The organism is Arthrobacter sp. NPDC089319 (assembly GCF_040684925.1).
Lineage (GTDB): Bacteria > Actinomycetota > Actinomycetes > Actinomycetales > Micrococcaceae > Crystallibacter.
The window spans coordinates 15,236-29,038 of sequence record NZ_JBFBGZ010000007.1 but is presented as its reverse complement, the minus strand read 5'-3'; the positions used below and the strand labels follow the sequence as shown (position 1 = coordinate 29,038).

Here is a 13,803-nt window from a genome sequence, read left to right as displayed (position 1 = left end):
CTAGGACTCTACCGCCTTCGGGGAGAGCAGTCCGAATCCGTGCCGCTGCAGCGCCTCGCGCAGTTCCACCCGGTCATCGAGGGCCAGATTCTCCCCGTTGACCTCCTGCCAGACCTCGTGACCGCGGCCGGCAACCAGCACCGTGTCCGACGGCGCAGCGATGGCTACGGCATGCTCGATGGCCGCCGCGCGCGGGAAAACCTCCATGATGTCGGCGGACAAGTGTTCCTTCTCGGCAGCGGCACGGGCACCGGCCAGCACATCGGCGCGAATCTGGGCCGCGTCTTCGCCGTGCGGGTCATCGTCGCTGATGACGACGACGTCCGCCAGCCGGGCGGCGATGGCCCCCATCAGCGGGCGCTTGGTCTGGTCGCGCTCCCCCGTGGCGCCGAATACCACAATCACCCGGGCGCCGGGCTCGGGACGCCGCACCGAGGCCAAGGTCCTTTCCAGCGCGTCCGGGTTGTGCGCGAAGTCGACGATGGCCGCCGGGTTCTCACTGATCAGTTGCATCCGCCCGGGCACCTCAACGGTGAGCGGGTCAGCGCTGTCCAGCGCCTCCTGCAGCCGCGCCGGATCGGTCCCGGACGCCAGCACCATGACCACGGCCAGTGCGGCGTTGGAAATGTTGAAGGTGCCCGGCAGGCCGGTGTGCAGCCGCAGCACCTCGCCGGCGGGGCCGTGCAGCTCGAACCGGTGCCCCAGGCCTTCGCGGACCACGCCGCGTACGGCCCAGTCGGCGCCGCCGCCGCTCGTAGCCAGCGTTGCCGTCTCCACTCCCCCGGCCTGCGCCCGTTTGGCGAGCCGGCGGCCCCAGTCGTCGTCAACGCAGACCACCGCCCGGCGGGCCCGTTCGGGTTCGAACAGGCGGGCCTTGGTGTCGAAGTACTCGTCCATGCTGCCGTGCAGGTCCAGGTGGTCCTGGGTCAGGTTGGTGAACCCTGCCACGTCGAACCGGACGGCATCCACGCGCCGGTAGGAAATGGCGTGCGAGGAGACTTCCATCGCGGCGGCGTCCAGTCCCCGTTCGCGCATCAGGGCCAGCAGCCCGTGCACTTCGGGCGATTCCGGCGTGGTCAAGGCGCTGGGAATCGCCTCGGAGCCCGCCTTGATCTCGATGGTGCCGATCAATCCGCTGCACAGTCCCAGCGCCGCCAGCAGGGAATTGATGAAGTAGGTGGTGGTGGTCTTGCCGTTGGTCCCGGTCACGCCGAACAGCGTCGGCGCCCCGCCGCCCTCGGGCTGGCTGCGGTAGATGGCGGCCGCCAATGGTCCCACGAGGGCACGCAGGCCGGCCGAACGCAGCACCGGCAGCCCCGGGGCGTTCTCGGCGGCCAGTCGGGCGCCGTCGTCGTCAGTCAAGATGGCCGCTGCCCCGGCCGCCTCCGCCTGGGCGGCAAATCCGGCGCCGTGCCGGCGGGCCCCGGGCAAGCCGATGTACAGGTCCCCCGGCTCCACCGAGCGTGAATCGATGGTGATGCCGGTGAAGGCCAGCTCGTCCGTGGCCGGTCCGCTTTCCGGGACCGGAAGGCCGCGGTGCTGCAGGGCGACGCGCAGCTCCGCCAGACGGACCGGCCTGACCGTTGGGGGCCGCAGGGGCGAGGCGGACCGGTGGGACTGGTCGGCGGTGGAACTCACATATTCTCCAGGTTGGCTCATTCCAGCGGCAGGTCGACCCGTTTGCTGGTGGACGGCGGCACGTTGTAGGCATTGAGGACCTGCGTCATGACCTTCTTGAACGTCGGTCCGGCGGTCAGCGTCAGCACGCCGCCCTGCGGCCGCTGGATGGTCGCAACGACGACGAACTCCGGATCCTCCATCGGGGCGATGCCGGCCATCGAGATGGTGTAGCCGCTGAACCCCCCGCTGGCGGAGGGCGCTTCGGCGGTTCCGGTCTTGACCCCGATCCGGTAGTCCTCAATGTTACCGGCCTTGCCGCTGTGGTACTTCGGGTTGGTCTCCAACATGTCCTGCACCTTGTTGGCGGTCTTCTTGGAGACAGCCCGGCTGCCCTTCTTGGCAGGCACCTCATGCTCGGTGCCGTCCGGGTCGATGTAGGCATCGATGAGCCGCGGCTGCATCAGCACGCCGTTGTTGGCGATGGTGCCGAACGCCACGGCCGTGTGCAGCGCGGTCTGCGCGAGGCCCTGGCCGAACATGACGGTGAACTCCTGCCGCCCGTCCCAGGTCTCGGGAGCGGCCAGCAAACCGGGAGTGGCGCCGCCGATGCCGATGTCGAACCCCTGGCCGATGCCAAACTTCCGCAGGTAGTCATACCGCTGCTGCCGGGTCAGCTGCTGGCTGATCATGGTGGTCCCGGTATTCAGCGACTGGGCAAAGATGCCCGCCGTGGTGCGCGTCAGCGTGCCGTGCGGTGTGGCGTCCTGAAAGGTCTGGCCGTTGACCGTGTATTTGGGCGGGATGGTGTAGCGCGACGCCGGGGTGGTGATCCCTTCTTCGATCGCGGCCGCCATGGTGATCATCTTGGTGGTCGAGCCGGGCTCGAAGGCGCGTGTCACCGCCATCGACTGACGGTCGCCGTCGGGAGTGGCACCTGGGTCGTTGGGATCCACCGTGGTGGAATCCGCCAGCGCAATCAGATCGCCGGTCTTGGCATTAAGAACGACGACGGTGCCGTATTCGGCGCCGTAGTCTTTGACGGTTTCCGCGATGACTTCCTGCGCGTACCACTGGATATCGGTGTTCAGGGTCAGGCGGACGCTCTGGCCGTTGACCGCCGGGACCTCTTCATTGGTGCCCACCGGAATGCGGATGCCATCGGCGCCGATTTCGTAGGTCTTGGTGCCGGGCGTCCCGGAGAGGACGTCGTTCTGGGACGCCTCGATGCCTTCGAGCGGCACGCCGTCAGAGCGCATGAAGCCGACCACGGCACCGGCTACGGCACCGGCCGGGTAGTTGCGCGTGGTGGTCGCTTGCGCGGACAGCCCGGGGAAGGCCAGGTCATCGATCTTCTGCTGGACTTCCGGGGTGACGGACTTGGCCACGTAGTTGAAGGGCTTGTCGCCGGTGACGGCTTTGGTGACCGTCTTCGCGTCCTGGCCCAGGATTCCGGCCAGCTCCGCGATGGCGTCGGCGATCTTGATGTCTTCGGATTCCTGGCGGATCGGGTCGAACCGGGTGTAGTCCTCCACCAGCCGCTGGTCCACCACGATGTCGAACCGCTGGACGCTGCGGGCCAGCACCTTGTTGTTGGCATCGAGAATTTCACCGCGCAGCGCCGGCAGGTCGACGGTGCGTAGGCGCTTGTCCACGGCAGCCTGCGCCATGCCGGCGGTGTCCAATCCCTGCAGCTGGAACAGACGGGCCCCGAGGATCACCAGCAGGATCAGCACAATGGCGAGTCCGGCCCGGAGCCGCCGGGTGGCCCTCGCCGTCCGGTCGGGGGGCTGGCGCTTGGCCGTTGGTGCTGCCACAGGTACCTCGTTTGCGTTGCCGGACAGTTACTGCCCGCTCTGTTGCTTCGGCGCCGGGATGCTGCCGCCGTTGAGCTGCTTCTCGTCGTTCTTCTTCGCTGCCTTCTCTGCGGCCGCAGCTTCTGCCGCGGCCGCGGACTGGGCTGCCGGCTTTGCTGCTGCGGCCTCGCTGTTCTTCTTCTCCGTCTTGGCCTTTGCCGCCGGCTGGTGGCCGGGGTTTTCCGGCTGCGCCACCAACAGCTCCGGCGCGGCGCCCGGTTCGGCAGCCTTCGGCTTCCCGGTAACTTTCTGGCTTCCCAGATCGATGGAGCCGACCGACGGCGACGTTACCATTCCCAAGTCTGCCGCCTTGGCGGCCAGATTCTGCGGAGCCTGGTTGTTTTCCAGCTGCTGTGTCAGTTTTTCGTTCGCTTGGGCCAGCGACACCTGCTCGTTGCGCAGCTCCACCAGTTTGTACTGACCGCTGGACACCGAGATGTTCAGCACCAGCACGCTGCCAAGGGCCAGCACCAAAACGGTGAAGCAGAAGAGGGCGAACGGCACCCGCTTGCGGGCCGGGCTGTTGGGAACCAGGGACAGAGGGGTACGGCGGGGCGCTTGCCGGGGTGAAGCGCCGGGACGGCCGGCCGGGGCCGCACTGCCGTGCACATACTGCTGCTGCTCGGGACGGGCTGCGTGGGCACTGGCACTCATTGTGCACTCCTGTTCCGGATCCGTTCTACCGCCCGCAGTTTGGCGGATGCCGCACGCGGGTTCTCTTCGATTTCTGCTGCCGTGGGTACTTCCGTGCCCTTGGTCAAGGTCTTCAACTGCGGCTTGTGTTCTTCCAGCTCGACGGGGAATCCACGCGGCGCGGAGGACTTCGCGAGCTGGCTGAACACCGATTTGGTGATCTTGTCCTCGAGCGAGTGGTATGACATCACGACGATCCGCCCGCCGAGGGCCAGCACGTCGATCGCGGCGGGCAACGCCCGCTCGAGCACGTCCAGCTCCTCGTTGACTTCGATGCGCAGCGCCTGGAAAGTCCGCTTGGCCGGGTGGCCGCCGGTGCGGGCCGCGGCGGCCGGCACCACCTTGCGGATGGCTTCCACCAGCTCGCCCGTGGTGGTCAGCGGGGCGGCATCCCGGGCAGCAACAATGCTGGAGGCGATGCGGCCGGCGAACTTCTCCTCGCCCCAGCGCCGGATGATGCGCACCAGGTCCGCCTCGGTGTACGTGTTGACGACGTCCGCGGCCGTCATGCCCCGGCTGGTATCCATCCGCATGTCCAGCGGAGCATCGTAGGAGTAGGCAAAGCCGCGGTCGCGCTCGTCCAGCTGGAGCGAGGACACGCCCAAATCGAACAGGGCGCCGTCGATTTGCCCGAAGCCCAGGTCTTCGACCGCGTCGGCGATCTCGTCGTAAACGGCGTGGACCAGGTCGGTGCGCTCCGCGAAAGGCCGAAGCCGTTCCCCAGCGAGAGCCAACGCTTGCTCGTCCCGGTCAATGCCGACCAAGTGCAGCTGTGGAAAGCGCTGCAGCATGGCCTCCGAATGTCCGCCCATGCCCAGGGTGGCGTCGACCACGACGGCCCGGCCTCGTTCTTCGATAGCGCGCTCGATGGCGGGAGCGAGCAGGTTGATGCAGCGGTCGCGGAGCACCGGGACGTGGCGCTCCCCTGCTGGCCGCTCGCTGTTCATCCTGGATGCCTCTTCCTGCTGCTATCGGTCGCGTTCGGCGGGCCGGTCGGCCCTGGTGTCTTTAAGGCCGAAGGTCCTTGGACCAGATCCCCATCCGCGCCTGGCCTGCTCCGCCTGGCTCCGGGGAAGTGAGCCAGGTTGAACCTGCCGGGCGGCTGGAGATCTCATCCAAGAACGTCCGTGCCGCGTGTCGTGTTGTGGTACCGGGTCAGAAGACTCCGGGCAATACGTCTTCGTCTGTTTCGGAGAAGGCGGTTTCCTGCTCCAGGAGGTAGTTGTCCCAGGCCTGGGCGTCCCAGATCTCCGCGCGGGTACCCGCACCGATCACTGCCAGTTCCCTGCCCAGTCCTGCATAGCTTCGCAGGGCCGCCGGGATGGTGACCCGGCCCTGCTTGTCAGGCACTTCGTCAGAGGCTCCGGACAGAAAGACTCGAATGTAGTCACGGGCCTGGCGGGAAGATATCGGAGCTTTCCGCATCTCCTCGTGTACCCGTTCGAATTCCTTCTGGCTGAAAACGTAGATGCAACGCTCCTGGCCCCTCGTCAGGACGAGGCCGTCGGCAAGCTCATCGCGGAACTTTGCGGGAAGTATCAGGCGCCCCTTCTCATCCAGCCGCGGCGAATGTGTCCCGAGGAACATCGCCACCGCCTTGCCGATTGGAGGAGACCGTCGACCCCCTGCGTCACCACTACCCTCTTATGTCCTCCACTTTACTCCACATCACGCCACAGTCAACTGTTTGGACCCCGTTTTGTAGCTGGAAATGTTCGGCGCCCTCCGCGCCACGGCAAGGAAGTTCCCGGGTGGAGCACCGTGGAGGGGATGTGGAGGGAATTGAGTCCCGGGGCACGGGCGTGTTCGATTGCCGCACGAAGGTCAGGCCGCGTGGGGCCGCGGTGGAGCGAAAAGGAGTGGAGAGGGGTCAGATAGGCCCGTTAAACACGAAAAGACCCGTCAGGTGACGGGTCTTGCCTTCGTGCAGGTCGGCTCAGAAACCCTGGTGGAGCAAAGTGGAGCAACCGAACGGCTGCCCCGAAGGGGTCAGCCGGTCAGCGGTCTTCGCCGTGATGGCGTTCGTCCCATCGTTCTTCCAAATTGGCCATGAAGCCGCCCTTGGACGAGGACGCCGGCTTATTTCCGGTCGACCGCGGCGACCCGGTTCCGACTCTCCGGGTGGTGGCCCAATAAACACCGGCCCCCATAATGACGAACCCCAAGACCCCGACGGCGATGATCTGGCTGAGAATACCGGTGAGCAAGACCAGAATTCCGGCAATCGCGACGAGTGAACCCACAACGATGTGGCGCGTCGACAACGATCGGCCGCTGGCCGATTCCATGTGGCTGGCAAACTTCGGGTCTTCAGCATGCAACTGTTGCTCGAGTTGTTCCAGCAGCCGCTGCTCATGCTCTGAGAGTGGCATCTGAGCCTCCTTTTATCCAGTCCCCCGAGGGCTGACTCAGTCGTTCAACGAACCCCGCGGGACAAGAGTTCCTGACACACCTACCGGAACCGTATTGACCCCTTCTACTAAGAATAGAGCGCAAACCCGCCAATCGAAAGCGGCGGCGATCCAACTGTGACTCCGCCCATAAGGTTTTCATTCGCCGGCCTCCGGCAGCTCCTGTCGGCCCGCTCCCGGACCGGGCGGCAGCGGCCGGCGGGCGCCCGGCTGGAGCAGCGAAGCCGGCAGGATCCCGGCTGCTCCAAACTTTCGATTGACTTCGTCCAGGGCCTGTTCAGCGTTGTGCCACGTATCTTCATGTCCGTCGAAACTAAGCTGCTGGCCGCCGCGGCCGGCGTCCTCCAGCTGCTCCGCCCGGAGCCCGATCAGCCGAACCGGTTGCGGACGCTCGCCAAGATCCGCCAAGAGGGCCGCGGCTGCTGCCTGGAGCTGCTTCGCGCTGTTTGACGGCGCCTGCAGCTTCCGCGACCGGCTCAAGGTGGTGAAGTCGGAATAGCGCAGCTTCAGCGCGATGGTTCCGGCGCGCAGGCTGCCGGCCCGCAGCCTCGCCGCCGTGCGGTAGGCCAGCCGCAACAGTTCGCGGTGCAGCATCTGGTCGTCGTCGACGTCCTTCTCGAAGGTCTCCTCGGCGCCGATGCTCTTCTCCATCCGTTCGGGGGTCACCACCCGATCATCGATGCCCCACGCGAGCCGGTGGACGTGGTCGCCGGAGGCGCCCAGCACGCGGTGCAACGCGGCCTGCGGGGTCTGTGCCACATCGGCCACGGTGCGGATGCCGAGGCGGGCAAGGACCTCGGCCGTCTTGGCGCCGACGCCCCACAAGGCGCCGACCGGCAACGGATGCAGGAAGGCCAGCGTTTCGGCCTCGGGTACCAGCAGCAGCCCATCCGGCTTCGCGTGGGTGGAAGCGATCTTCGCCACGAACTTGGAGGCAGCGATGCCCACCGTCGCGGTCAGCCCCAGCTCGTCGCAGATCCTGCGGCGGATCAACGCGCCAATCTCCAGCGGCTCCCCCAGCCGCCGTCTTGCGCCGGCCACGTCAAGGAAGGCCTCGTCGACGCTGAGTGGCTCCACCAGCGGAGTGATCTCCCGGAAGATGGCCATGATCCGCGCCGAGGCCTGCTGGTACTTCGTGTGGCTGGGCTCAATGATCTGTGCCTGCGGACACAGCATGCGCGCCCGGCCCATGGGCATGGCAGAGCGGACCCCGTATTTGCGCGCCTCATAGGAGGCGGAGAGCACCACCGCCCGGCCGGAGGCGGACCCCACAATCACCGGTACTCCAACCAGCTCGGGCCGCTCCAGCAGTTCCACGCCAACAAAGAAGGCATCCATATCCACGTGGAGGATGGTGCAGTTCTGTTGGTCCGGGGAGGTCACAGAACTATCGTAGGCGTGCCGCCACGGCTGCACGGGCGCCGCACGCGATTGTCTAGACTGGTCTGCAGACATCGGAACCATCGCGAGGAGCGCCGCCCCATGCCGTACGGCCGAAAAGGAATCCCGCCATGCACGGGCCGACCGGAGGTAGCAGCATGGAGCCGTCACTGACCCCAACGAGTCCTGCCGAGCAGGACGACTTCCGGCAGGCCGTTGCAGGCATGCTGCAGCAATTCCTGGGCGGGCAGAAGGAACTGTTGCTCGATGCGGCCCCGGACGCGGCGCCGTTGGTGGAGGCCATCGCGGACCTCACCGCGGGCGGTAAACGCCTGCGTGCGCTGCTGGCGTACTGGGGGTGGCGCGGGGCCGGGGGGTCGGTGCTGGCCGAACCGGCAGTGCAGGCCGGGGTCGCGCTGGAACTTTTCCAGGCAGCGGCGCTGATCCACGATGACATCATCGACCGCTCGGATACACGGCGGGGAAACCCGAGCGTGCACCGCCGGTTTGAACAACAGCACCGCCGCAACGGCTGGGCGCTCGACGCCGAACGCTACGGGCAGGCCTCCGCCCTGCTGGCCGGTGATCTCTGCCTGTCCCTCAGCGAGGAGGTCTTTTCCGGCATCGGGGCGCAGTCTGCTGCCGGGACACCGGCCCGCGCCATCTTCAACCGGATGCGAGCCGAAGTCATGGCCGGCCAGTATCTGGACCTACTGGAGGAGGCTGCCGGCCCGGGCCGTCCGGTTGGGACCGCCGTGGACCGCGCGCTGCAGATCCTGCGCTATAAGTCGGCCAAATACTCCACCGTCCACCCGCTGGGCGTGGGCGGCGCCTTGGCCGGCGCATCAGCTGGACTGCTCGACGCCTACGAAGCGTTTTCGCTGCCGCTGGGCGAAGCCTTCCAAATCCGGGACGATGTGCTGGGCGTCTTCGGCGACCCGGCCACCACCGGCAAGCCCGCCGGCGACGATCTGCGGGAAGGCAAGCGCACAGTCCTGATCGCACACACCCTTATTCACTGCACGCCGGCCGAACGCGACCTGCTGGAAGCCAAACTGGGTTCGCCGGAGCTTTCCGACCAGACAGTGGAGGAACTCCGCGGGCTGATCACCAGCAGCGGCGCCTTGGCGGCAGCGGAGCAGATGATTTCCGAACGGACGGCTGCGGTCGATGAAGCACTCGCTGCCCTGCCCGTGACCGAGGATGTCCGCCACGCGCTGGGCCGGCTGGCCGACTCGGCGGTACGCCGCAACGCTTAAAGCAGGCGGGCTCTGTCCGCGGCAACCGCGGACAGAGCCCGTATTCAGAACAAAGAGGTGCGGCCGGTTACCAGCCCAGCGCCTGGGCACGGCGGCGGATCTCGGTCTTTCGGCCTTCACGCAGGGCGTCAATCGGCCGGCCGGGCAATGAATCGTCGGCGGTAAAAAGCCAGCGCAACGCTTCCTCATCACTGAAGCCGGCATCGGCCAGGACCGCCAGCGTTCCCTTGAGGCTCTCGAGGACGCCTGACTCGACCAGGAATGCTTCCGGCACCGAGCGGATCTGGCGCTCCCCCACCTTTGCCGCCAGCAGGGCCCGTTCCTCCAGCAGGCTGCGCACGTCCCTTACGGAGACGTCCAGTCGCTCTGCGACGTCGGGCAGCGGCAGCCAATCGGCAATCAGTTCTTCAAGTTCACTCACTGTATAAGCGTGCCATGCTGACCCACGCGGAGCCATTTCAAAAGCTCGACACGCCGCCGTCATTCTTCATTCACCAGCTGCGGCTGTTGTGTTATGCGTCGATAGTGTAGATTCACTTGAGTCACACTATTAACATTGATAACAAATGACACACCAGTACCACTGTGCGGCCCGTTGGGGGACGCTCGCCAGGCCGCAGAACAAGGATGAGGGACATCAATGACCGATCAGCGCCCGATCACGCGCAACGACCGCAGCCAGCCCCGCCGGGTGCTACTGTCCGCGGCAGCAACCGCGGCGATTCCCGCCGTCGTGCTGTCCTCAGCCGCATTGGCCATTCCCGCGCAGGCGGCGGATCTTCCGCCCCGCGCCGCGCTGCAGCCTAAGGCAGCGATACCGGGTGTCACGGTTCCCACCGCCGCCTTCATTCCCGCCTCTCAGGTCGCCGCCCAGTTGCCCGCTGCGCTGCGCACGCAGGCCACTGGATCCGCCCACACGGTGCGCGCCGGCGAAACGATCAGCGGCATTGCTGCCCGCTACGGCATCTCCACGAAGAAGGTGCTCTCGCTTAACGGCCTGAGCGCCAGCACCATCATTCACCCCGGGCAGAAGATCAAGCTCGGCGGTTCGGCCGCCGCCAAGTCCTCCGGCAGCACGGCCGCCAAGTCCACGTCCGGTGCCGGCAACTACACGGTCAAGTCCGGCGACACGCTCTCCGGCATCGCCGCCAAGCACGGCATGAGCCTGGGCGCCGTCCTTTCCGCCAACAACCTCAAGGTCAACTCGGTCATCTACCCCGGCCAGAAGATCAAGGTCAAGGGCGGTAAGTCCTCCGTGTCCAGCGCCTCGGTCCAGACCTCGGCTAAAGCTTCCACCAGGGTCGGCAACGCCTCCAGCTCCGGCAACTACACGGTCAAGTCGGGCGACACGCTCTCCGGCATCGCCGCCAAGCACGGCATGAGCCTGGGCGCCGTCCTCTCCGCCAACAACCTCAAGGTCAACTCGGTCATCTACCCGGGCCAGAAGATCAAGGTCAAGGGCGGCAAGTCCTCCGCGTCCGGCAGCTCGGCCAAGGCCCCGGCGAAAGCTTCCACCAAGACCTCCAAGGCCTCCGCCAGCGGCAACTACACGGTCAAGCCGGGTGATACGCTCTCCGGCATTGCCGCCCGCCACGGGATGAGCCTGGGCGCCGTCCTCTCCGCCAACAACCTCAAGGTCACATCCGTGATCCATCCCGGCCAGAAGATCAAGGTCACCGGCGGGACCGTGTCCAGCGCATCGACGTCGTCCAAAGCGCCGGCCAAGGCACCGTCCCAGAGCAACGCTGCCGGCTCCGGCAGCTACACCGTCAAGTCCGGGGACACGCTCTCCGGGATCGCCGGCAAGCTCAACGTGACGCTTTCCAGCCTGCTGCAGGCCAGCGGCCTGAAGTCGACGTCGATCATCTACCCGGGCCAGAAGATTGGCGTCCCCGGCAATTCGACGGCTTCGCAGACCACGACGTCGAACGTGGGCACCGCGTCTGCCGCGCCGCTGGTGCCGAGCACCTTCCTGCACTACACCTACCCCGAAGCGGTAGTGTCCAAGGCGAACGAGAACAAGCGTCTGCTGCTCTCCACGCCGCAGCCCAGCCAGGCGCAGATGAAGGACATCATCGCCGAAACCGCCCGCAAAATGGGCGTCGATCCCAAGCTCGCGCTGGCACACGCCTACCAGGAGTCCGGCTTCCAGCAGACCGCCGTGTCTCCGGCCAACGCCATCGGCGCCATGCAGGTCATCCCGTCCTCGGGCGAGTGGGCCTCGGATTTGGTGGGCCGCAAGCTCAACCTGCTGGATCCCTATGACAACGCCACCGCCGGTGTGGCGATCATTCGGTCCCTGGTCAGCACCAGCCCGTCCCTGGACATCGCCATCGCGTCCTACTATCAGGGCCAGTACGGTGTGATGACCTACGGCATGTATAAGGACACCAAGGCCTATGTGGCTTCGGTGAAGTCGCACATGAAGAAGTTCTAGCCGGCCACGGCCCTCGCCGCGAAGGACCCGAACCACAGTGTTGATTCGGGTCCTTTCGCTCATCGGACTAGGATCGTAGAGTGCAGCAACCGGCAACTGATTCACTGGTCGGCGCCCTGATCGACGGACGCTACCGTGTTCTTTCGCGCCTCGCGCGCGGCGGGATGTCCACCGTCTATCTGGCGTCCGACACCCGGCTGGACCGCAATGTGGCGCTCAAGGTGCTCTATCCCTATCTCGCGGAAGACCAAAGCTTCCTCGAGCGGTTTGAGCGAGAAGCCAAATCGGCGGCCCGCCTCTCGCACCCCCATGTGGTGGGCGTCTACGATCAGGGCATCGACGGCAACGTCGCCTACCTGGCGATGGAATATGTCCGCGGGCACACGCTCCGCGACCTGTTGAACGAATCTGCGCCATTGACGCCCCGGCACGCGTTGGCCGTGCTGGATCCGGTCATCGAGGGGCTCTCGGCCGCGCACGCCGCCGGCCTGGTCCACCGCGACATCAAGCCGGAGAACGTCCTGATGTCCGACGACGGACGGATCAAGCTCGGGGACTTCGGCTTGGCGCGTGCGGTGACCACCAGTACCAGCACCGGCACCCTGATCGGGACGGTGGCATATCTGCCGCCTGAGTTGGTCACCGGAACGGCGGCGGATGAACGCAGCGATGTTTACTCCGTGGGAATCATGCTGTTCGAGATGCTGACCGGACGCCAGCCCTTCACCGGAGACGTGCCCATCCAGGTGGCCTTCCAGCACGTCAACTCCACCGTTCCGGCGCCGTCCACCCTGGTTCCCGGGCTCGCTTCGGATCTGGACGAGCTGGTGCTCTGGTGCACGGGTTCGGACCCGGACCAGAGGCCGGTGGATGCCACGGCCCTGCTGGGCGAACTGCGGCACGTGCACAAGTCGCTCAGCGATGCACAGCTGGACCTCCAGAGCGGACCGGCCCGAGAAGCGGGGACATCGGCCACCGAAATCATCGCCTCCGATCCACACCGCACCACTGTGATCTCCCGTCCTACTCAGCACACCCAGATTTTCAGCGCTGGCCAGGCCGCTGCGGCACCGGCGAGCGAGCAACGGCCGCTATCCGCGCGGGAGTCGAAGAAACGCCAGCGGGAACTCGCCCGCAGCGCCCGGCGTCCGGAGCAAAACCTGCGTCGTGGCAATCCACGGCGCCGCGGCGTGATCTGGATTGTTGTGCTGGCGATCGTGGCCGCGCTGGTTGCGGCAGCGGGATGGTTCTTCGGCATGGGCCCCGGCGCGCTCGTTTCCGTACCGGACGTCGCCGGAAAACCCGTGGCGGAAGCCCAGAGCTTGCTCCAGGAGCAGGGGCTGGAGTACAGGCTGCAGGAAGTTTTCGACGAAAAAGTGGCCAAGGGAATCGCCGTGGGCACGGAGCCGGACGCGCCCATCGAAGTACGCCGGTTCGAGCCTCTGGCCCTAGTGGTGTCGAAGGGGCCGGAACTGTTCGCTGTCCCGCCGCTGGCGGGCATGACCTTGGACAAGGCCACCGCCACGCTGGAAGAGGCCAACCTCGCCGCCGGCAAGGTCAAGAAGGCCTACGACGAGGACGTCGCCGCAGGCACGGTCCTCAGCCACAAGCCTGCCGAAGGCGAACAGCTCAGGCGGGGCTCCGCCGTCGAGCTGACCGTTTCGAAGGGGCCAAAGCCCTTTGACGTCCCCCAGGTGGTGGGCCAGCCCCAGGGTGACGCCGCCGCCGCCTTGGAAGGTGCCGGGCTGAAGGTGGAAACAGCACCCGAGGCCGTCTTTGACCGCAACGTCCCGGAGGGATCGGTCGCCGCGCAGGCTCCTGCCGAGGGCCAAGTGATCCGCGGCGACACAGTCACCTTGACGCTCTCCAAGGGACCGCGGATGGTCGACGTCCCGGACATGGTTGGCCTGCAGGTAGACGACGCAGAGCGCCAGCTGAAGGAACTTGGCTTCGAGGTGGAAGTCAACGAGATCCTCGGCGGTTTCTTCGGCACGGTCCGGGCCCAGGATCCGGTTAATGAGTCGGTGCCCGAAGGCTCCGTCATCACGCTGACCGTGGTGTAGCTCCGGCAGCCTGGCTGTCCGGCGGCCGGCCTAGCTGGGTCAGCAGGGCCACGCACCCTTGAGCGGCAGAAGGCCCGGAACCTGTTC

11 protein-coding genes are annotated in these 13,803 nt (G+C 66.4%); 3 read left to right on the top strand and 8 right to left on the bottom strand.

What is annotated here, in order from left to right:
- From AB0N75_RS11580 to dinB, 7 genes are all read right to left on the bottom strand, one after another.
- Positions 1–1,659, bottom strand: a complete 1,659-nt coding sequence (locus AB0N75_RS11580) for a UDP-N-acetylmuramoyl-L-alanyl-D-glutamate--2,6-diaminopimelate ligase (protein ID WP_364649637.1) — start codon at positions 1,657–1,659, stop codon at positions 1–3.
- Positions 1,656–3,434, bottom strand: coding sequence for a penicillin-binding protein 2 (locus tag AB0N75_RS11575; RefSeq protein ID WP_364649634.1), 1,779 nt, complete (start codon positions 3,432–3,434; stop codon positions 1,656–1,658). The genes AB0N75_RS11580 and AB0N75_RS11575 overlap by 4 nt, the downstream gene beginning before the upstream one ends.
- A 27-nt stretch (positions 3,435–3,461) precedes the next feature.
- The gene (locus AB0N75_RS11570; protein ID WP_364649631.1) at positions 3,462–4,127 is read right to left on the bottom strand and encodes a hypothetical protein; all 666 of its coding nucleotides are present in this window, start codon (positions 4,125–4,127) and stop codon (positions 3,462–3,464) included.
- Positions 4,124–5,113: a 16S rRNA (cytosine(1402)-N(4))-methyltransferase RsmH gene (gene rsmH, locus AB0N75_RS11565; protein WP_364649628.1), complete on the bottom strand. Its 990-nt coding sequence runs from the start codon at positions 5,111–5,113 to the stop codon at positions 4,124–4,126. Before rsmH ends, AB0N75_RS11570 begins: the two co-directional genes overlap by 4 nt.
- A gap of 208 nt (positions 5,114–5,321) precedes the next feature.
- Positions 5,322–5,753 carry a division/cell wall cluster transcriptional repressor MraZ gene (mraZ, locus tag AB0N75_RS11560; RefSeq protein WP_127514456.1) on the bottom strand — a complete coding sequence of 144 codons (432 nt, stop codon included), beginning with the start codon at positions 5,751–5,753 and terminating at the stop codon, positions 5,322–5,324.
- Positions 5,754–6,163: 410 nt separating this feature from the next.
- The gene (locus tag AB0N75_RS11555) at positions 6,164–6,538 is read right to left on the bottom strand and encodes a DUF3040 domain-containing protein (RefSeq protein ID WP_364649625.1); all 375 of its coding nucleotides are present in this window, start codon (positions 6,536–6,538) and stop codon (positions 6,164–6,166) included.
- 177 nt (positions 6,539–6,715) lie between these two features.
- A complete protein-coding gene (dinB, locus tag AB0N75_RS11550; RefSeq protein WP_364649622.1) occupies positions 6,716–7,960 on the bottom strand; it encodes a DNA polymerase IV in 1,245 nt (414 codons plus the stop codon).
- A 155-nt stretch (positions 7,961–8,115) separates the two neighbouring features.
- Between dinB and AB0N75_RS11545 the strand changes: the two genes are divergently transcribed.
- Complete coding sequence (locus AB0N75_RS11545; protein ID WP_364649619.1) at positions 8,116–9,216, top strand: polyprenyl synthetase family protein; 1,101 nt, start codon at positions 8,116–8,118, stop codon at positions 9,214–9,216.
- Between the two features lie 67 nt (positions 9,217–9,283).
- On the opposite strand, the gene AB0N75_RS11540 is transcribed toward AB0N75_RS11545, so the two are convergent.
- A complete protein-coding gene (locus tag AB0N75_RS11540; RefSeq protein WP_364649617.1) occupies positions 9,284–9,637 on the bottom strand; it encodes an Rv2175c family DNA-binding protein in 354 nt (117 codons plus the stop codon).
- 219 nt (positions 9,638–9,856) lie between these two features.
- Here AB0N75_RS11540 and AB0N75_RS11535 point away from each other — a divergent pair, with 219 nt between their 5' ends.
- A complete protein-coding gene (locus tag AB0N75_RS11535) occupies positions 9,857–11,653 on the top strand; it encodes a LysM peptidoglycan-binding domain-containing protein (protein ID WP_364649614.1) in 1,797 nt (598 codons plus the stop codon).
- A gap of 80 nt (positions 11,654–11,733) precedes the next feature.
- Positions 11,734–13,716, top strand: a complete 1,983-nt coding sequence (pknB, locus tag AB0N75_RS11530) for a Stk1 family PASTA domain-containing Ser/Thr kinase (RefSeq protein WP_364649611.1) — start codon at positions 11,734–11,736, stop codon at positions 13,714–13,716.
- Positions 13,717–13,803 lie beyond the last annotated feature (87 nt).

What these genes read in the sequence shown, in the direction of transcription:
- AB0N75_RS11580 (WP_364649637.1), bottom strand. Translation starts at nt 1,659, where the DNA reads ATGAGCCAACCTGGAGAATATGTGAGTTCCACCGCCGACCAGTCCCAC.
- AB0N75_RS11570 (WP_364649631.1), bottom strand. Translation starts at nt 4,127, where the DNA reads ATGAGTGCCAGTGCCCACGCAGCCCGTCCCGAGCAGCAGCAGTATGTG.
- rsmH (WP_364649628.1), bottom strand. Translation starts at nt 5,113, where the DNA reads ATGAACAGCGAGCGGCCAGCAGGGGAGCGCCACGTCCCGGTGCTCCGC.
- mraZ (WP_127514456.1), bottom strand. Translation starts at nt 5,753, where the DNA reads ATGTTCCTCGGGACACATTCGCCGCGGCTGGATGAGAAGGGGCGCCTG.
- AB0N75_RS11555 (WP_364649625.1), bottom strand. Translation starts at nt 6,538, where the DNA reads ATGCCACTCTCAGAGCATGAGCAGCGGCTGCTGGAACAACTCGAGCAA.
- AB0N75_RS11545 (WP_364649619.1), top strand. Translation starts at nt 8,116, where the DNA reads ATGGAGCCGTCACTGACCCCAACGAGTCCTGCCGAGCAGGACGACTTC.
- AB0N75_RS11535 (WP_364649614.1), top strand. Translation starts at nt 9,857, where the DNA reads ATGACCGATCAGCGCCCGATCACGCGCAACGACCGCAGCCAGCCCCGC.